Source organism: Polaromonas sp. P3_B1, assembly GCF_056402935.1.
In genome coordinates, this window is record NZ_JBFUGK010000042.1 from 14,021 (window position 1) to 31,736 (window position 17,716).

Annotated in this window: 14 protein-coding genes; 7 read left to right on the forward strand and 7 right to left on the reverse strand. The window is 64.3% G+C overall.

The genetic code is table 11. The annotated features are described in order from the left end of the window. Positions 1 to 38: 38 nt before the first annotated feature. From AC1DXS_RS20715 to AC1DXS_RS20725, 3 genes are read right to left on the reverse strand one after another with little or no spacing between them, the layout of a single operon-like run. Positions 39 to 548 (reverse strand): GNAT family N-acetyltransferase, encoded by a 510-nt coding sequence (locus AC1DXS_RS20715; RefSeq protein WP_477739344.1) that lies wholly within the window; start codon positions 546 to 548, stop codon positions 39 to 41. Between the two features lie 21 nt (positions 549 to 569). Next, on the reverse strand, positions 570 to 1,955 hold the full coding sequence (locus tag AC1DXS_RS20720) for a glutamine synthetase family protein (RefSeq protein ID WP_477739345.1): 1,386 nt from the start codon (positions 1,953 to 1,955) through the stop codon (positions 570 to 572). An 18-nt stretch (positions 1,956 to 1,973) separates the two neighbouring features. Further along, positions 1,974 to 3,464, reverse strand: a complete 1,491-nt coding sequence (locus AC1DXS_RS20725) for an amino acid permease (RefSeq protein WP_477739346.1) — start codon at positions 3,462 to 3,464, stop codon at positions 1,974 to 1,976. 194 nt (positions 3,465 to 3,658) lie between these two features. On the opposite strand from AC1DXS_RS20725, the gene AC1DXS_RS20730 reads away from it, so the two are divergent. Further along, a complete protein-coding gene (locus AC1DXS_RS20730) occupies positions 3,659 to 4,624 on the forward strand; it encodes a helix-turn-helix domain-containing protein (protein ID WP_477739347.1) in 966 nt (321 codons plus the stop codon). A 337-nt stretch (positions 4,625 to 4,961) separates the two neighbouring features. On the opposite strand, the gene AC1DXS_RS20735 is transcribed toward AC1DXS_RS20730, so the two are convergent. The 4 genes from AC1DXS_RS20735 to AC1DXS_RS20750 form a co-directional block, all read right to left on the reverse strand. After that, entirely contained in the window at positions 4,962 to 6,080 is a 1,119-nt protein-coding gene (locus AC1DXS_RS20735) for a 2-aminoethylphosphonate--pyruvate transaminase (protein WP_477739348.1), read from the reverse strand. Positions 6,081 to 6,124: 44 nt separating this feature from the next. After that, positions 6,125 to 7,840, reverse strand: a complete 1,716-nt coding sequence (locus AC1DXS_RS20740) for a putative 2-aminoethylphosphonate ABC transporter permease subunit (protein ID WP_477739349.1) — start codon at positions 7,838 to 7,840, stop codon at positions 6,125 to 6,127. Next, positions 7,840 to 8,892, reverse strand: coding sequence for a putative 2-aminoethylphosphonate ABC transporter ATP-binding protein (locus AC1DXS_RS20745; RefSeq protein WP_477739350.1), 1,053 nt, complete (start codon positions 8,890 to 8,892; stop codon positions 7,840 to 7,842). The genes AC1DXS_RS20740 and AC1DXS_RS20745 overlap by 1 nt, the downstream gene beginning before the upstream one ends. Before the next feature lie 143 nt (positions 8,893 to 9,035). Further along, positions 9,036 to 10,085, reverse strand: coding sequence for a putative 2-aminoethylphosphonate ABC transporter substrate-binding protein (locus AC1DXS_RS20750; protein ID WP_477739351.1), 1,050 nt, complete (start codon positions 10,083 to 10,085; stop codon positions 9,036 to 9,038). Positions 10,086 to 10,273: 188 nt separating this feature from the next. Here AC1DXS_RS20750 and AC1DXS_RS20755 point away from each other — a divergent pair, with 188 nt between their 5' ends. The 6 genes from AC1DXS_RS20755 to AC1DXS_RS20780 all read left to right on the forward strand — a co-directional run bounded on the left by AC1DXS_RS20755 (position 10,274) and on the right by AC1DXS_RS20780 (position 17,715). Further along, positions 10,274 to 11,089, forward strand: a complete 816-nt coding sequence (locus AC1DXS_RS20755; RefSeq protein ID WP_477739352.1) for a phosphonate utilization associated transcriptional regulator — start codon at positions 10,274 to 10,276, stop codon at positions 11,087 to 11,089. Next, on the forward strand, positions 11,076 to 12,317 hold the full coding sequence (gene phnA / locus AC1DXS_RS20760; RefSeq protein WP_477739353.1) for a phosphonoacetate hydrolase: 1,242 nt from the start codon (positions 11,076 to 11,078) through the stop codon (positions 12,315 to 12,317). The genes AC1DXS_RS20755 and phnA overlap by 14 nt, the downstream gene beginning before the upstream one ends. An 89-nt stretch (positions 12,318 to 12,406) precedes the next feature. Continuing rightward, positions 12,407 to 13,828 (forward strand): phosphonoacetaldehyde dehydrogenase, encoded by a 1,422-nt coding sequence (gene phnY / locus AC1DXS_RS20765; RefSeq protein WP_477739371.1) that lies wholly within the window; start codon positions 12,407 to 12,409, stop codon positions 13,826 to 13,828. A gap of 16 nt (positions 13,829 to 13,844) precedes the next feature. Continuing rightward, complete coding sequence (locus AC1DXS_RS20770) at positions 13,845 to 14,414, forward strand: phosphonate degradation HD-domain oxygenase (protein WP_477739354.1); 570 nt, start codon at positions 13,845 to 13,847, stop codon at positions 14,412 to 14,414. After that, positions 14,404 to 15,261, forward strand: coding sequence for an EamA family transporter (locus AC1DXS_RS20775; RefSeq protein WP_477739355.1), 858 nt, complete (start codon positions 14,404 to 14,406; stop codon positions 15,259 to 15,261). Before AC1DXS_RS20770 ends, AC1DXS_RS20775 begins: the two co-directional genes overlap by 11 nt. 30 nt (positions 15,262 to 15,291) lie before the next feature. Next, positions 15,292 to 17,715: a GcvT family protein gene (locus tag AC1DXS_RS20780; RefSeq protein ID WP_477739356.1), complete on the forward strand. Its 2,424-nt coding sequence runs from the start codon at positions 15,292 to 15,294 to the stop codon at positions 17,713 to 17,715. Position 17,716 lies beyond the last annotated feature (1 nt).

The window sequence follows — 17,716 nt, forward strand, 5'->3', positions numbered from 1 at the left end:
GGTGTCTTCTTTGGAAGGGCTGTAAGGGTCAGATGGAGTCAGGTGGCGGAAGGCAGTTGCAGGACCATATGCTGTTTGCCGAACGGTACGCCGTTCACGCGTATGGCGTCGGGCTCGATGCCGAAGGACGCGAAGCCGGCGCGGGCATACAGGGCCGCGGCCTGCTTGTTGCCCTCGGTGACGGTCAGCACCAGCAGTTCCAGGCCTGCGGTTCTGGCGGCCTGCACGACGGTGTTGACCAGGGCCAGCCCCAGCCCCTGGCCGCCGTATTCGGGTGCGACATACATCGCGACCAGCGTGGCCTTGTGGCGGTTTTTCAGGCGCGTCTCGCGCGTCATGCCGACCACACCGGCCAGCGTGCCGTCGACGAAGGCGCCCCACATGACGGTGTCCGACGCGGGCGACAGCCGCTTTTCGGTGTCGGCCGGCGGGCGCTGGTCTTCCTCTTCGAAGCTCGAGGTAAAGGCGTCGGGGTGTTCGCGCAGGCCGCGCAGTCGCAGCGCGCGGTAGACCGGCGCGTCGGAAACTTCAAGGCGGCGAATCTGCATCGAGGGCTTGGAATAAGTCAATTAGATGATCTCGAAATAGCGTTTCATTTCCCAGTCGGTCACGGCGTCCAGCCATTGCCGCCACTCCCACTCGCGCGTGGCCGCGAAGTGATCCACGAAAGTATCGCCCAGCCAGTCGCGTGCAATGGCCGATTTCTGGAAAATCCGCGTGGTTTCTATCAGGGTGCGCGGCGCGCGCGGGATGTGCTCGGCCCCGGCGTTGGTGCCGGTGATGGGCGCGCCCAGCTTCAGGCCTTTTTCGACGCCGTGCAGGCCGGCCGCGATGACCGCCGCCATGGCCAGGTAGGGATTGACGTCGGCGCCCGGGCAGCGGGTCTCCAGCCGCGTGGCCTTGGGGCTGCCGGCAATCACGCGAAAGCTCGCGGTGCGGTTGTCCATGCCCCAGGTCGGCTTCACCGGCGCCCAGAAGCCGTCGACCAGGCGCTTGTAGCTGTTGATGGTGGGCCAGATCATGGGGCCGAACTCCATCATGCAGGCGACCTGGCCGGCGATGTAGCTCTCGAACAGCTTGCTCATCTTGCGCGGGTTTTTCGCGTCATAGAACAGGTTGTTCTTGCCGTCGGACAGGCTCTGGTGGATGTGGCCGCTGCAACCGGGCAACTGCTGGTGCGGCTTGGCCATGAAGCTGGGCATGATGCCGAAGCGCGAGCCGATTTCCTTGGCGCCGGTCTTGAACAGGATGGCGCGGTCGGCCTGCTCCAGCGCCTCGCTGAAGGCGATGGCGACTTCATACACGCCCGGGCCGGTTTCGGTGTGCAGGCCCTCGATGGGGATGCCGAAGGCCAGCATCTCGTCCATGATGGCGTTGAAAAAGCCCTGGTTCTGGTTCATGCGCAGCAGCGAATAACCGAACATGCCGGGCGTGAGTTTTTCGGCGCCCACGCCGTTTTTGGCGGCCCAGCTGTGCGGGGTTTCCAGGAAGTTGAACCACTCGAATTCCATGCCCGTCATGGGCATAAGGCCCATTTTCTCGGCGCGTTTCAGGACCCGCTTGAGCGTCTGGCGCGGGCACACGGCATGCGGCGTGCCATCGGCGTTGACGAACTCGCCCAGCACAAAGGGGACCTTGTTGTCCCAGGGCACATGGCGCAGCGTGGCCAGGTCCAGCCGGGCCAGCGCATCGGGAAAGCCGTGCTGCCAGCCGGTGACCGTGGTGTTGTCGTAGCAGTTGTCCATCATGTCCCAGCCCAGCACCACGTCGCAAAAGCCGAAACCGCCGGCCGGGTAGGGCTCGGCCGCGCCGAAGAATTTGTCCTTGTGCAGGTATTTGCCGCGCAGCACGCCGTCGATGTCGCTGACGGCGACCTTCATCTTGCTGGCGCCCGATTTGCGCAGCGCGTCGAGCACGTTACGGGATGCGGAGGAATCAGGTGTTTTTTTTGCCATGGTCGTGCGCCTTGTGGTTCAGGTGTGGGCTGCGGCCCGGCCTTTTTCGGCCAGGCTGATCGCGAATTCTTCTTCGGGCGAGAGGATCAGGCGATGGCGGCCGGCCACGGCGAAGTAGCTCACGCCGATGGCGAACCACAGCGCAACCCAGATCACGCCGACGCGGTAGACCGGGTCGCTGAGCTGGAAGTAAATCGTGACCAGCGCGATCAGCAGGGTCAGCACGGCGCCCGRCACGCCCAGCGGGCTGCGGTAGGGGCGCTCCATGTGCGGCAGCTTGCTGCGCAGCCGTATGAAGGACAGCGCCTGCATCACGTAGGAAAACATGGCGCCGAAGACCGCCATGTTCAGCAGCGTGCCGCCGATCACGGCCGAGCCTTTGTCGACGCCCAGCGAAAACCACAGCACGAACATCACCACCAGCGCCACCACCGAGCCGACGATCATCGCGATGTGCGGTGTCTTGCGGGTGCCGTGCGTGACCGACAGCGCCGAGGGGAAGTAGCCCGCGCGGCTCAGCGAATAAATCTGCCGGCCCTTGGCGAAGATGATGGTGTGAAAACTCGCCACCAGGCCCAGCACCGCGACCAGCGCCAGTACCTTGGCGATGCCGCCGCCGTAGATGGCCTTGAAGCCGTCGAGCAGCGGCTCGGCCGAGGTGCTGAGCGCGTGCGAGCCTATGCCCGCGACCGAGGGGTTGAGCCACAGGATCATGAAGGCCGAAACAATCAGCGTGAAGATGCCGGCGATGATGCCGCGCGGCATGTCGCGGCGCGGGTCCACCGATTCCTCGGCCGCCAGCGGCAGCTGCTCGATCGCCAGGAACAGCCATACGGCAAAGGGCAGCGCGGCGAGCACGCCGCCGAATCCCAGCGGCAGGAAGGGGCCGTTGCCCTGGGGTAGCACGGCGCCGCCGGCGCCTACGTTCATGGCCCAGCGCGCGAAGTCGATGCGAGGAAGGGCGCTGGCCCAGAAGACCACCAGGCAGGCCAGCGCCAGCAGCGTGACGGCCAGCGTGATCCTGAAGGACAGCTCGACGCCGATGATGTTCAGGCCTATGAAGACGACGTAAAAACCTATCCACCACAGCGGCTGCCAGGCCGGCGGCGTGCCGAAGATGCTGCCCATGTAGCTGCCGATGAAAAACACGATGACGGCCGGCGTCAGCACGTACTCCACGTTCTCGGCCAGCCCGGTCAAAAAGCCGCCCCAGGGCCCCATGGCGGTGCGGGCAAAGGAATAGGCCCCGCCGGTGTGCGGCAGCGCGGGCGACATTTCGGCCAGCGAAAAGGTGAGACCCAGGTACATCACGGAAATGATGATGGTGGCCAGCAGCATGCTGCCCCAGCCGGTGGCCAGGCCCAGGTTCCAGCCCGCGAAGTGGCCGGAGATCACGGCGCCCACCCCCAGAGCCCAGAGCGACCAGACGCCGGCATAGCGGCGCAGTCCCCTCTTTTCAAAGTAGCTGCCGTCGACTTTCGCGTACTGGACGCCGGAACGTTCTGACATGGTGGCTCCCTAGGCTAAAGATTGTTGGATGGACGGCTCGGTGGAGCCGACTTGCATCCTAGGGCGCGGGCGGACGCGCTGAAATCCCATTTCGGCAACCCGGGCGTCAGGGTTGCCGAAGAAGTGAGCGCAAGTAAGTCGAACTGTTTCAAAGCGTAGCTTGCATGCGGCACGAATCCTGCAAGAATGCGGCGATGGCACATCCTTCCGATACCGCCGAGCCGGCCCCTCCGGCCCTGCTGTCCCGCGCTTCGTTTGCCGATGCGGACGAGCAGGCGGCAGCGCTGCGCGGTTGGAACCAGAGCTACCTGCAGCTCTCGCGCGGCGCGTTCGGTGGGGAAGTGCGTCAGCTGGAGTTCGCAGGCTTGCGCCTTTTTGTGGAAAGCCTGCGGGAGTCGGTCTACCAGACAGGCCAGATCCGTGACGGTGCACTGGCCTTGGGCTTGCCGCTGAAGGTCGAAGGGCCCAGCGTGTTTTGCGGTGCGCCCAGTGATGCTGATGTGCTGCATGTGTTTTCGGGTGCGTCGGGTTTTGAGTTCCGCTCGTCCCGCCGCCATGTGATGCTGGGACTGGAACTCGACGAAGCAGCCTGGCGCCGCTGCGGCGAGCATGACCCGGCGCTGCAGGCCCGGCTTGGTGCGCAGGCAGGCTTGCGCCGGCTCGATGGCGCGGCACAGGCAGGGCTCAGGCAGTGCCTGACCGGCGTACTGGATACGGTGGAGGCGGCCCCGGCGCTGCTGCAGTCGCCCGCCGTGCAAGCCGCCATGCTCGACACCGTGATGGAGCAGCTCGGCCGCGTTCTGGCACCGACGGGTGGCGTCGATTCTGTGGGCATCCACGGGCATTGGGCGTTGACGCGGCGCGCGCGTGAACTGGTACATGCGCAGCTCGACCAGCCGCCCACTGTCTTGGCGCTGTGCGAGCAGCTCGGCGTCAGCAGGAGAACCCTGCAGAACGGCTTTCAGACGGCACTGGGCATCAGCCCATTGGCTTATCTGCGTGCCGTGCGTCTGAACGCCGCCAGGCAGGCACTGAAAACCGCTACGTCCGTGACGGCGGCTGCGACCGACCTGGGGTTTTGGCATTTTGGTCATTTCGCGCACGACTACCAGCAAATGTTTGGTGAACTTCCTTCGGAAGCATTTCGCCGAAACCATTGAGCCCCCACGCTTTTCACTTCGCCTTCGGCTCCGTGTAATGCGCTGCCCCCCGAGGGGGCGCTGCGCCTGCGGCCCGGCAAAGCCGGTTCCGCGGCCCCTGCTGGTGAAGATTCAGCCCCCACGCTCCCCACTTCGTGCGGTTCGCGAGGCCTTGCAGGCCGCGGCTTGCGAGACGCTTCGCCTCTGTCGCCCGTCCAAGCCTGCGCAGGCAGGCTTGGAGCCGCGGGCTCCAGCCCCTCGGGGGCGCTGCGCCTGCGGTCTGGCAAAGCCAGTCCCGCGGCCCCTGCTGGTGAAGAGAAAGTTCACGAAGGCCTACCTCCGCGCTTGGGCTCTTTGTTCAGGCGGCCGGCGCCGCGGAGCGTATGCCCATGTCCTGCAGGGCGGCGGCCACGGCCTGCACCGCTTGCGCCATTTCGTTGGGGCCTATGGCGCCTATGCAGCCGACGCGAAAAGTTTCCACCTGGGTCAGCTTGCCGGGGTATAGGACAAAGCCGCGATTTCGTGCGGCGGCATAAAAGGCCTTGAAGTCGTAGCGGTTGTCGGCGGGCGCATGAAAAGTCACGATGATGGGTGCCTGGATGGCTGGATCCAGGAAGGGCTTGAAACCGAGTTTGGCCATGCCCCCGATCAGCGTGCGGTAGTTGCTCTCATAGCGCGCCAGGCGCGCGGGTTGCCCGCCCTCTTCCTCGAATTGCGCGATGGCCTCGGCCAGCGCCACCACCACATGGGTGGGCGGGGTGAAGCGCCACTGCGTGGTTTTTTCCATGTAGGCGTGCTGGTCGTGCAGGTCCATGGCCAGCGACTGGCTGCGGCCGGCGCAGCCGTCGAGCACCGCCTTGCGGATAAACACAAACCCCATGCCGGGCACACCCTCCAGGCATTTGCCGCTGGCGGCCACCAGCGCGTCGAAGTGCACCTTGCGCGCGTCGATGTCTATCGCGGCGAAAGAGCTCATGGCGTCGACCAGCAGGCCCTTGCCGTGGGTCTTGCAGACGTCGGCGACTTCCTGCAGCGGGTTCAGCACACCGGCGCCGGTCTCGCAGTGGATCAGCATCACGTGGGTGATGCTGGTGTCGGCTTCCAGCATGGCGTCCAGCGCGGCCGGCGAAACCTGGGCGGCTTCGTCAAAAGGCATGACGGTGCAGCGCCGCCCCATCAGCGTGGTCAGTTTGGCCGCACGCTTGCAGTACGCGCCGTTGTCCAGCACCAGCACATGGCCGTCACGCGGCACCACGGTGGCCACTGCCGCCTCCACGCTGAAAGTGCCGCTGCCCTGCAGCGGCACCACGACATGCGAATCCTGCCCATGGATGACGGTCAGCAGGCTTTTGCGCACGCTGGCGGTGACGGCGTTGAAATCGCTGTCCCAGGAACCCCAGTCTTTGAGCATCGCGAGCTTGGTGCGTAGCGTGGTGGTGAGCGGGCCCGGCGTCAGCAGTATCTTGTCTCTGTCCATGGATTTGTCTCTTCTCTTTTATGTAGTCGCGAAAAAGGTGGGAGTCAGCGCGAGCTGGTGCGCCAAGCCTGCGTGCGCCGGTTGACCCACCACGCCAGCGCCATGAACAGCAAGGTGGCGATCGTCGAGGCCACGCCTATCAGCACCGCCATGGCCGCTGCGGCGCCGATCTCGCCAGCCTCGTCGAGGTTGAGGATGGCGATGGAGGCGACCTTGGTTTCGGGCGAGTAGAGAAAGACGACAGCGGAGATGGTCGTCATCGCGTTGATGAAGAAGTAGCGCGCGATATCGACCAGGGCCGGCGTGCAGATCGGCAACGTCACGCGCCAGAAGGTCTTGAAGAAAGGCACCTTGAGCGAAGCACTGACGGCCTCAAATTCGCCATCGAGTGCCTTGAGGGCCGTTACCGCCGTCAGGTGGCCGGTGGTGTAGAAGTGCACGATGGTGCACAGCGTGAGCAATGTCAGTGTGTGGTACAGGCCGTTCAGCGGATTGTCGGGCGCGTTGAAGAAAAAGATGTAGCCCAGGCCCAGCACCAGGCCGGGCACGGCCATGGGCAGCATGGCCAGCATGCGCACAAAACCGCGCAGGCCGTCCATGCCCTTGGTTTTTTCGAGCAGGTAGGCGCTGCAAAACACCAGTGCCGTTCCGAAGAAGGCCGTGCCCGCTGCCATCTTGAGACTGTTGACGAAGCCGACGCCGACTTCGGCGTCGACCAGGCCCATGGTGTAGTGGCGCAGACTGGGCGTGAGGTTATAGGGCCAGAAGCTCGCGAAGGAGGCGAACACCGCCATGCCCAGCATGGCCAGCACCAGGAAGGCAATGGCGCAGCAGTACAGCGTCATGACCCAGTCGTAGGTGCGCGAGGGCGTGGGCCGATACGGAACGGCGCGCGCCGTCAGCATCGCGGTCTGGCGCTTGCTGACGTATTTGTCGACCGCGAAGGTGAGCACGGCCGGTGCCAGCAGCAGAATGGCGACGACGGCGCCCTTGGCGAAATCCTGCTGGCCTATGACCAGCTTGAAGACGTCGGTGGCCAGCACGTTGAAGTTGCCGCCTATGACTTTCGGGATGCCGAAGTCGGTCATGACCAGCGTGAAGGTGACCAGTGCGGCTGAGATCAGGCCGTACTTGGCGCCGGGCAGGGTGATGGTGAAAAACTTGCGCCTGGCGCTGGTGCCCATGGCGTCGGCGGCTTCATACAGGCGCGCATCCGACAGCGTGAGCGCCGTGACCAGGATCATCAGCGCATGCGGAAACACCGCAAAGCATTCGGCCACCACGATGCCGGGCGCGCCGTAAATTTGTTCTATGCCTATGCCCTGCATCCAGCCCTTGAGCACGCCCTGGTTGCCGAACCAGTAGATCAGCGAAATCGCCGAGAGCAGCGAAGGCGCCAGCAGCGGGATCAGGGTGATGCCGCGAAACAGCGCCTTGTACTGCATGCAGGAGCGCGCCAGCGCATAGGCAAAACCGAAGGCCAGCGGCACGGCGACCAGCGTGACCACGCTGGACACCCACAGGCTGTTCCACAGGCTTTCGAGCAGCGCCGGGGTCTTGGCGTATTCGATGAAGTTGTCGAACCAGATGAAGCCACCGGTTTTATCGAGCAGCGCCTGCTGCAGGATGGCCAGCAGCGGCGCCGCGAGAAACACGACCAGGATCAGCGCGGCCAGCGCCAGGGCTGCATAGGCAATGTGGTCTATCCAGTGCGCGCGCTGGCGCACCGTCGCGGGCAGGGGTGCGGTGAAGACCGGCATCAGAACACCTTGATGCGCTCGGGCAGCAGCTTGAGCGGCAGTGAAGAGCCGACCTGCAGCGATTGCTCCGACAGGAAATTGAGCGAAAGGTACACCGTGAGCTTGTGGCCGCCCAGCGCGGGCGAGGCCACATGCACATGGCAAAAGGAGCCCAGGAACTCGATCTTCTCGATGGTGGCGTCAAACACATGGGCGTCGCCCGCGGTAATCGGCCGGGCCAATACGTCCTCGGGCCGCAGGTAGATCTTGGCTTCGCGATCGGCGCCGTCACAGGGCAGGCACAGCGCACCGAATTTCATCTCGCCGCCGCTGACGCGGACCGGTATCGCGTTGACCTTGCCGACAAAGTCGGCCACAAAGGGCGAAGCCGGCTCGCGGTAAACCTCCATCGGCGTGCCGACCTGCTCGATCAGTCCGTGGTTCATCACCACAATGCGGTCGGCCACGCTCAGCGCTTCTTCCTGGTCATGCGTCACCATGATGGTGGTCACGCCCAGCTTTTGCTGCAGCGCGCGGATTTCCTGGCGCAAGCGCACACGCTCCAGCGCGTCCAGCGCCGACAGCGGCTCGTCGAGCAGCAGCAAGCCTGGCGACGTGGCCAGCGCCCGCGCCAGCGCAATGCGCTGCTGCTGGCCGCCCGAGAGCTGGCTGGGGTACTTGGCTTCGCTGCCGGGCAGGCCGACGAGCTTGACGAGTTCGCTCACACGTTTGGCGGCTTCGGCCTTGGGCGTCTTGCGGTTGACCAGGCCGTAGGCCACGTTGTCGGCCACGCTGAGATTGGGAAACAGCGCATAGCTCTGGAACACGATGCCGTAGTCCCGCAAGGCCGGCGGCAGCCGCGAAATGTCGCGCCCGCCCTGGTGCACCTCTCCCGAAGTCTGCACCTCCAGCCCCGCGATGATGCGCAGCAGCGTCGTCTTGCCGCAACCCGAAGGCCCCAGAAAACACACGAACTCGCCCTTGCGGATGTCCAGGTTGATGTCTTGCAGGGCAGTAAAGCCGCCGAACTCCTTGCGGATATGGCGCAGGTTCAGAAAGATGTCGTTGTTCATTCGTGGGCCATACGTGGATTACCTGAACGGGCGGCGCGACTATGCAAAAACCAAGCGACAGCGTGGAACCGGCTTTGCCGGGCCACAGCTGTTGCCCCCTTGAGGGGGGATCCGGCTACACGAAGTGAGCCGAGAAGGAGGTGCTATTTTTTTTCTGTTTTGGAGTTATAGCGCTTGGTCCACTCGTTGAGGATGCGCTCGCGGTTGTCGGCGGCCCAGTTGAAGTCCATCTTGACGAGGCGTGCCTCATAGTCCTTGGGCACATTGGCCAGCGGCGGTGCAAGACCAGGTTGCGCGGTGATCGCGAAGTTCTTGCCGTAGAGCATCATCGCGTCCTTGCTCGAGGCCCAGTCGGCCAGCTTCTTGGCGGCGTCCAGTTTTTTCGTGCCCTTGTGGATGGCAAAGGCTTCCAGGTCCCAGCCCAGGCCTTCCTTGGGGAACACGAGGTCAATCGGCGCGCCCTTGGCCTTGTTGGTGTTGCCGCGGTATTCGAACGAGATGCCGGCCAGGAACTCGCCGGCAGCCGCCATGTTGCAGGGCTTGGAGCCCGAGTGGGTGTACTGCGCGATGTTTTCATGCAGCGCGTCCATGTACTTCCAGCCGCCGCCCTTGCCGTCCTTGTCGCCGAACAGCGTGAGCCAGGCGGTCACGTCGAAGTAGCCGGTGCCGCTGGAGGCGGGGTTGGGCATGACGATCTGGCCTTTGTAGATGGGCTTGGTCAGGTCCTGCCAGGTCTCGGGCGTGGGGATGTTTTTCTTCTTGGCCTCGACGGTGTTGAAGCACACGGTGGCGCCCCACACGTCCATGCCGAACCAGGCGGGGACTTTTTTCTTGTCACGGTACTGACTCATGATCCCGTCAAGATTGATCGGTGCATAGGGCTCGAGCATGCCCTGCTTGTCGAGCAGCGCCAGGCTGGAGGCGGCCACACCCATGATGGTGTCGGCCTGTGGGTTGGACTTTTCAGCCAGCAGCTTGGCGGTGATCACGCCGGTCGAGTCGCGCACCCATTTGATTTCGATGTCGGGATAGACCTTGTTGAAGCCTTCCTGGTAGGCCTTGATCTGGTCGGTTTCCAGCGCGGTGTAAACCAGCAACTGGGTTTTTTGGGCGAAGGCGCCGGTGGAGGCGGCCAGCAGGCCAAGAAGACAGATCGCCTTTGACAGGGATTTGAGGTGGGAAGCCAGTTGCATAAAAAGTCCTTTGTGGCAAAGCCTGCAATGTTGTTGACTCGTTCGTGTCGGCGGTGACACTGCGATGACCAACCTGAGTGCAGGCCCGTCAACCCAGCTCGTTTTTTATTTAACGCCGACCCTTCTATCTTGTCAATTGTTTATTGCAGATTGTTGACAATCTACATTTCTGTGCTTCAATTCAGGGCATGAACGCTGCTTTGCATCCCACCATCGCGCAACTCCAGAACAGCTCTCTCACCACCGTGGTGCAACAGGAAATCGAGCGCGCGATTCTTGCCGGCGAATACGAGCCCGGCAGCAAGCTGATAGAGGCCACCCTCGCCGAAAAGATGGGCGTCTCGCGCGGCCCGGTGCGCGAGGCCTTCCGCATGCTCGAGGAGGCAGGCCTGGTGCGCACCGAGAAGAACCGCGGTGTCTTTGTGCGCGACATCCCCATCGACGAAGCCGTCGAGATTTTTGACCTGCGCGCGGCCATGGACGAACTCGTGGGCCGTCGCCTGGCGGAGAGCATCACGATGGCCCAGGTCAAGGAACTCAAGGCCCTTGTCGATTCCATGGAAAAAGCGGTCAAGGCCGAAGACCCGCACGCCTACCACCTGCTGAACCTGAGCTTTCACGACCGCCTTGTCGAAATGGCGGGTAACCGCAAGCTGACGGAGATCTACCGCAAGCTCATCAAGGAGCTGTCGCTGTTCAGGCGCCTGAACCTGGCCGACGGCTGGCTGATGCCGATGTCGGCCAACGAACACAGGCTGATCGTCAAGGCGATTGCTTCGCGCGACGCCGACGCGGCCGGCCGCGCGATGTTCCAGCATGTGATCGAAAGCAAGGCGCGCACGATAGAAAACGATTTGCGCCGACAGGCGGCGCAGGCCGATGCGGCCGGAGAAAGCGCAACCGACAAGCCCGCTCCCGTCAAGCTCGTTGCCGGCAGTGCCGTCGCGCGTAAGGACAAGAGCAAGGACAAAAACAAGGAAGGGCCCTCACGTGGCAAACGCTGAAGCGACTGGCGAACTGAAGGTAAACGGCAGGACGTACAAGCTGCCGGCAAAGCCCACGGTGGTGGTCTGCGTGGACGGCTGCGAGCCTGACTACCTGGCGCAGGCCGTAGCCACGGGCCATATGCCGTGGCTCAAGCGCACGCTGGCGCTGGGCTCGGGCCTCACGGGCGATTGCGTGGTGCCGAGCTTCACCAACCCCAACAACCTTTCCATCGTGACCGGCGCGCCGCCCAGCGTGCACGGCATCTGCGGGAACTACCTGTTTGACACGGTCAGCGGCACCGAGGTCATGATGAACGACCCCAAATGGCTGCGCGCGCCCACCTTGCTGGCCGCGCTGTCCGATGCGGGGAAGTCCCTGGCGGTGGTGACGGCCAAAGACAAGCTGCGCAAGCTGTTGGGCCACCAGATGAAGGGCATCTGCTTTTCGTCCGAGAAGGCCGACCAGGTGTCGCTGGAAGAAAACGGCATTGAAGACGTGCTGGGCCTGGTGGGGCTGCCGCTGCCCGGTGTTTACAGCGCCGACCTGTCGGAATTCGTCTTCGCGGCCGGCGTGAAGATCATGCAAAAGCACAAGCCCGACGTGATGTACCTTTCGACTACCGACTACGTGCAGCACAAGCACGCGCCCGGCACCGAAGGCGCGAACGCTTTCTACCGCATGATGGACGGCTACATGCAGCAGCTCGAGGAGCTGGGCTGCGTGATCGTGCTCACGGCCGACCACGGCATGAACGCCAAGGTGGCCATGGACGGCACGCCCGACGTGATCTACCTGCAGGACTGGTTCGACAACTGGCTGGGCGCCACCATCGCGCGCGTGATCCTGCCCATCACCGATCCCTATGTGGTGCACCACGGCGCCCTGGGCTCCTTCGCCACGGTCTACCTGCCGGAGGGCACCAACATCGAGGTCGCGCGCAAGCGGCTGGCGGCGCTCAAGGGCATGGAGCTGGTGCTCTCGCGTGAACAGGCGGCCGAGCGTTTCGAACTGCCGGCCGACCGCATAGGCGACATCGTGGCGGTGTCCGCGCGCTTCACCGTGATAGGCACCTCGGTTTCGCGCCACGACCTTTCGGCGCTCGAAGTGCCGCTGCGCTCGCACGGGGGCATGAGCGAGCAGCGTGTGCCGCTGATCGTGAACCGCGCGCTGCCCGGACTGGACCGCAGCCGGCGCTTCCGCAATTTTGATGCCTTTGACCTGGCGCTGAACTATGCGCAAGGCTGATTCTTGTTCCCTCTCCCTCGGGGAAAGGGAGACATACAAGGGAGCATGGTGTGATTGACCAATACATCCGCGATCGGCAGCTCAATGCCATGCGCCTGTCGGGCTGCAAGGTCGGCTCGGGCCGAGGCGGCGACCGTGCCATAGAGGTGTTCAATCCCTACACCGAAAAACTATTGGGCACCGTGCCCAAGGCCACGCTGGAGGAAGTGCGGCAAACTTTCGCCAGGGCCCATGCTTACAAGCCCCAGCTCACGCGTTACGAGCGGGCGGCCATCCTGAACCGCGCGGCCGCCATCATCCAGTCGCGCCTTTCCGAGGTCGCCAACCTGATCACCGCCGAAGCCGGCCTGTGCCTGAAGGACGCCCTTTATGAGGCCGGCCGCGTCAGCGACGTGCTGCTGTTCGGCGCGACGGAGGTGCTCAAGGACGACGGCCAGATCTTCAGCTGCGACCTCACGCCTCACGGCAAGAAGCGCCGCGTCTACACGCACCGCTCGCCGCTATTGGGGGTGATCGCCGCCATCACGCCCTTCAACCACCCGATGAACCAGGTGGCGCACAAGGTGGTGCCCAGCATCGCGACCAACAACCGCATGGTGCTCAAGCCTTCCGAGAAGGTGCCGTTCTCGGCCATCCTGTTCGCCGACATCCTCTACGAGGCAGGCCTGCCGCCCGAGATGCTCAGCGTGGTGACGGGCGACCCGCGCGAGATCGCCGATGAACTGATCACCAACCCGCTGGTGGACCTGGTGACCTTTACCGGCGGCGTTGCCATCGGCAAGTACATCGCGTCGAAAGCCGGCTACCGGCGCGTGGTGCTGGAGCTGGGCGGCAACGACCCCATCATCGTGATGGAGGATGCCGACATTGATGAAGCATCCACCCTGGCCGTGCAAGGCTCCTACAAAAACTCGGGCCAGCGCTGCACCGCCATCAAGCGGCTGCTGGTGCACGAAGCGGTGGCGGGTGAGTTCGTGGAGCAGGTGCGGGCCAAGACCCTGGCCTGGAAATACGGCGATCCCACCGACAAGGCCAACGACATGGGCACGGTGATCGACGAACAGGCCGCCATGCTGTTCGAGTCGCGCGTCAGCGAGGCCGTGGCGCAGGGTGCCAAGCTGCTGGCGGGCAACAAGCGCCGTGGCGCGCTGTATTCGCCGACCCTGCTGGACCATGTGCAGCCGCAGATGACGGTGGCGCGCGAGGAAACCTTTGGCCCGGTCTCTCCGGTGATTCGTTTCAAAAACATCGACGAAGCCATCGAGATATCCAACGGCACGGCTTACGGGCTGTCGAGCGCGGTGTGCACCAACCGCCTGGACTACATCAACCGCTTCGTCAGCGAGCTGCATGTCGGCACGGTCAATGTACGTGAGGTGCCGGGCTACCGGCTGGAACTCACGCCTTTCGGCGGCATCAAGGATTCGGGCCTGGGGTATAAGGAAGGTGTGCAGGAAGCGATCAAGAGCTTTACCAACCTCAAGACCTATTCCCTCCCCTGGAATGCATGACCTCTGAGGAATTCACATGCTGAGCTTTGACGACATCGAACGACTCTTCGAAGAGCGCGGCGGCGAACAATACAGCGGCGAGCCCGTGACGCAGCTGCAGCACGCGCTGCAGACCGCCGCATTGGCTGAGGCCGAAGGTGCGGGCGACACGCTCGTCACCGCAGCCCTGCTGCACGACCTGGGCCATTTGCTGCACGACCTGGGCGAGACGCCTTCGCTGCGCGGTGTGGACGACGTGCATCAGTACCGAGCCCTGCCGTTTTTGCGCGGGCTTTTCCCGGATGCGGTGCTGGACGCGATCAAGCTGCATGTGGACGCCAAGCGCTACCTGTGCGCGGCCCGGCGTGGCTACCACTCCAGCCTTTCGGCAGATTCCAAGCGCAGCTTGCTGCTGCAGGGCGGCATTTTTACGGCGGAGGAAGCCGCGCGTTTCATGGCGCAGCCCGGCGCCGAAGACGCGGTAAAACTGCGCCTCTGGGACGACCTCGCGAAGGACGCGGACAAGGCCACGCCGTCGCTGGCGCATTACCTGGCGCGGGCCCGGCGCTGCGCGCTTCCCGCCGCAGAGCCTTCGCTTGCCGCCTGAAACCCTGGCCCTGACCTGGCCGGTGCTGTGCGCCGTGCTGTTCGGCGCGCTGCTGCACGCGGGCTGGAATGCGCTGGTCAAGTCCAGCGCCGACAAGTCCATGGACATGGCGGTCATTCATTTGATTGGCTCGGTGTTGGCCTTGCCGCTGGTGCTGCTGGTGGGGCTGCCGCGCGTGGAAGCCTGGCCTTTTATCGGCGCTTCGGTGCTGATTCACATCGGCTATTACATCGCGACCACGCAGGCCTACAAGCACGGCGACCTCGGGCTCACTTACCCGTTGATGCGCGGCGTGGCGCCGCTGCTGGTGGCGCTGTCGGCCAGCGTCACACTGGGCGAGACCCTGAGCCCCATGGCCTGGGCCGGCATTGTGGGCATCTGCGGTGGCGTGCTGGTGCTGGGCCTGAGCCGCCACGCGCTGCATGCGCGCAAGGCCGTCGGGTTTGCGCTGGCCAATGCGGTCATCATCGCGATCTACACCGTGGTCGATGGCTTGGGTGTGCGGGCCTCGGGCAATGCGCTGCAATATGTCGCGACCTTGTTCCTGCTCGACGGCTGGCCCTTCGGCCTCTTGATGATGGCGCGTCGCGGGCGCGCCATGGCCGACTACGCGCGCCACCGCTGGCCGGTGGCCACCGGCGGTGCGCTGGCCTCGCTGGGCTCTTACGGCATTGCGCTGTGGGCCATGACGCGCGCGCCCGTGGCCACGGTGGCGGCGCTGCGCGAAACCTCCGTGCTGTTCGCGGTGCTGCTCGGTTGCTGGCTGCTGAAGGAAGCCTTTACCGTGCGCCGCTTCGCAGGTACCTGCGCGATTGTGGGCGGTGTGATGGCCATACGGCTGGCCTAGCCCTGCACCTTTTGACATGAGGCTCGCACCATGACCATCCCGACACTTCCCGGCCATGCAGAGATCATCATCGTAGGCGGCGGCATTGCCGGTTGCTCGGTGGCCTACCACCTGGCCAGAATGGGCAAGACCGACGTGCTGTTGCTGGAGCAAGGCAAGCTCACCAGCGGCACCACCTGGCACGCAGCCGGCCTGGTCGGCCAGATGCGGCCCAACCGCAACATGACGCAGATGAGCAAGTACGGCATAGAGCTGTATGCCTCGCTGGAGGCCGAGACGGGCCTGGCCACGGGCTGGAAACAATGCGGCAGCGTGAACGTGGCGCGCACGCCCGAGCGCATGAAGGTGCTCAGGAAGCAGGTCGCCATGGCCAACAGCTTTGGCGTCGAATGCCATGAGATCTCACCGCAAGAGGCCGGCGACAGATACCCCATCATGCGCACCGACGACTTGCAGGGCGCGATCTGGCTGCCGGGCGACGGCAAGGCCAACCCGGCCGACCTGTGCATCTCGCTGGCCAAGGGCGCGCGCAACCGCGGCGTGAAGATGTTGGAAGGCATCGAAGTGACGGGCGTCATCACCGAGAACGGCAGGGCCGTGGGTGTAAAGACTGCGCAGGGCGAGGTGCGCTGCGAGGTCCTCGTCAACTGTGCCGGCCAGTGGGCGCGGCAGTTCGGCAAGCTGGCGGGCGTGAACGTGCCGCTCTATTCCGCCGAGCATTTTTACATCGTCACCGGCAAGATTCCCGGGGTACATCCCATGCTGCCGGTGATGCGCGACCCGGACGGCTACATCTACTACAAGGAAGAAGTCGGCGGCCTGGTGATGGGCGGCTTCGAACCCAAAGCCAAACCCTGGAAGATGGACCCGATTCCCGCTACCTTCCAGTTTGAGTTGCTGGACGAGGACTGGGACCAGTTCGAGCCCTTGATGACCGCCGCGTTGCACCGCACGCCCTGCCTGGAGACGGCCGAGGTCAAGATGCTGCTCAACGGCCCGGAAAGCTTCACGCCCGACGGCAACTTCATCTTGGGCGAAGCGCCCGAACTGCGCAATTATTTTGTCTGCGCGGGTTTCAATTCGGCCGGCATTGCCAACAGCGGCGGCGCGGGCCGGCTCATGGCCGAATGGATAGTCGGCGGCGAGCCCGGCACCGACTTGTGGGATGTGGATATACGCCGCTTCGGCAGCTTCACCGGCAACCGCAAGGCGCTGGCCGAGCGCACCGGCGAAACCCTGGGCCTGCATTACGCCATGCGCTGGCCGCGCCAGGAGCTGGAAACGGCAAGGCCGCTGCGCACTTCGCCGCTGTATGACATCCTGGCGGGCAAGGGGGCGGAGTTTGGTGGCAAGAATGGGTGGGAGCGGGTGAGTTATTTCAGGCCGGAAGGCGTGCCCAGGCCGGAGCACACCTTGGGCAAGCCCGGCTGGCTCCCCTGGATGATCGAAGAGCAGAAAGCCACACGCGAAGCCGTGGCCCTCTACGACCAGACCTCGTTCTCCAAATACCTGCTGCAGGGCCGTGACGCGCTGGTCGTGCTGCAGCGCCTGTGCGCCAACGAAATGGACGTGCCCGTCGGCAAGATGGTGTACACCGCCATGCTCAACGAGCGCGGCGGTTTTGAAAGCGACCTGACCGTGATGCGGCAAGCCGTGGACCGCTTCATGATCGTCACCGGCTCGGCGCAGACCGTGCGCGACTTCGACTGGATCACGCGGCACATAGCCGATACCGAACACGCGGTGCTGACCGACGTGTCGGCCCTGTATTCGGTGCTCTCGCTCATGGGCCCGAAGGCGCGCGAGCTGCTGGCGCTGGTCAGCCCGGACGACCTGTCGCCCGAGGCCCTGAAGTTCTCATGGACAAAAGAAATAGACCTGGGCTTTGCGCGCGTGCGCGCGGCGCGCATGAGTTATGTGGGTGGGCCGGGTTTTGAGCTGTATGTGCCGGTTGAAATGACGCGTCATGTCTACCTTGCGCTGATGGAAGCCGGCCAGGCGCTGGGCCTTCGCGACGCGGGTTACTACGCGCTGGACGCCTTGCGCATAGAACAGGGCCGGCGCGCCTGGGGCGCCGAATTGGGGCCGGACGAAACGCCGTGGGAGGCTGGGCTGGCCTTCAGCGTCAAACTGGACAAACCGACCGACTTCATCGGCAAGGCCGCGCTGCTCAATTCACAGGGGTTGGCGCTGCGCAAAAAACTCGTCACGCTGGTGTTCGACACCGGCGATGCTTTCGCCTGGGGCGGCGAAGCCATCGTGCTGGACGGGAAATCGGTGGGCGAGATTTCGTCGGTCGGCTGGAGCCCGCTGGCGGGCGCCTGCGTGGCGCTGGGCTATGTGCGCGGCAACAGTGCGAACCACCCGCATGCCGGTACACCGGCGCAAATCGAGCTTTGGGGTGAACGTGTGGGCGTCAAACTCTACGACCGCTGGCCGCCTGCAGTACCCTGAG

What these genes read in the sequence shown, in the direction of transcription:
- AC1DXS_RS20735 (WP_477739348.1), bottom strand. Translation starts at nt 6,080, where the DNA reads ATGGACAGAGACAAGATACTGCTGACGCCGGGCCCGCTCACCACCACG.
- AC1DXS_RS20730 (WP_477739347.1), top strand. Translation starts at nt 3,659, where the DNA reads ATGGCACATCCTTCCGATACCGCCGAGCCGGCCCCTCCGGCCCTGCTG.
- AC1DXS_RS20755 (WP_477739352.1), top strand. Translation starts at nt 10,274, where the DNA reads ATGAACGCTGCTTTGCATCCCACCATCGCGCAACTCCAGAACAGCTCT.
- AC1DXS_RS20770 (WP_477739354.1), top strand. Translation starts at nt 13,845, where the DNA reads ATGCTGAGCTTTGACGACATCGAACGACTCTTCGAAGAGCGCGGCGGC.
- AC1DXS_RS20720 (WP_477739345.1), bottom strand. Translation starts at nt 1,955, where the DNA reads ATGGCAAAAAAAACACCTGATTCCTCCGCATCCCGTAACGTGCTCGAC.
- AC1DXS_RS20745 (WP_477739350.1), bottom strand. Translation starts at nt 8,892, where the DNA reads ATGAACAACGACATCTTTCTGAACCTGCGCCATATCCGCAAGGAGTTC.
- AC1DXS_RS20780 (WP_477739356.1), top strand. Translation starts at nt 15,292, where the DNA reads ATGACCATCCCGACACTTCCCGGCCATGCAGAGATCATCATCGTAGGC.
- AC1DXS_RS20750 (WP_477739351.1), bottom strand. Translation starts at nt 10,085, where the DNA reads ATGCAACTGGCTTCCCACCTCAAATCCCTGTCAAAGGCGATCTGTCTT.
- phnY (WP_477739371.1), top strand. Translation starts at nt 12,407, where the DNA reads ATGCGCCTGTCGGGCTGCAAGGTCGGCTCGGGCCGAGGCGGCGACCGT.
- AC1DXS_RS20740 (WP_477739349.1), bottom strand. Translation starts at nt 7,840, where the DNA reads ATGCCGGTCTTCACCGCACCCCTGCCCGCGACGGTGCGCCAGCGCGCG.
- AC1DXS_RS20715 (WP_477739344.1), bottom strand. Translation starts at nt 548, where the DNA reads ATGCAGATTCGCCGCCTTGAAGTTTCCGACGCGCCGGTCTACCGCGCG.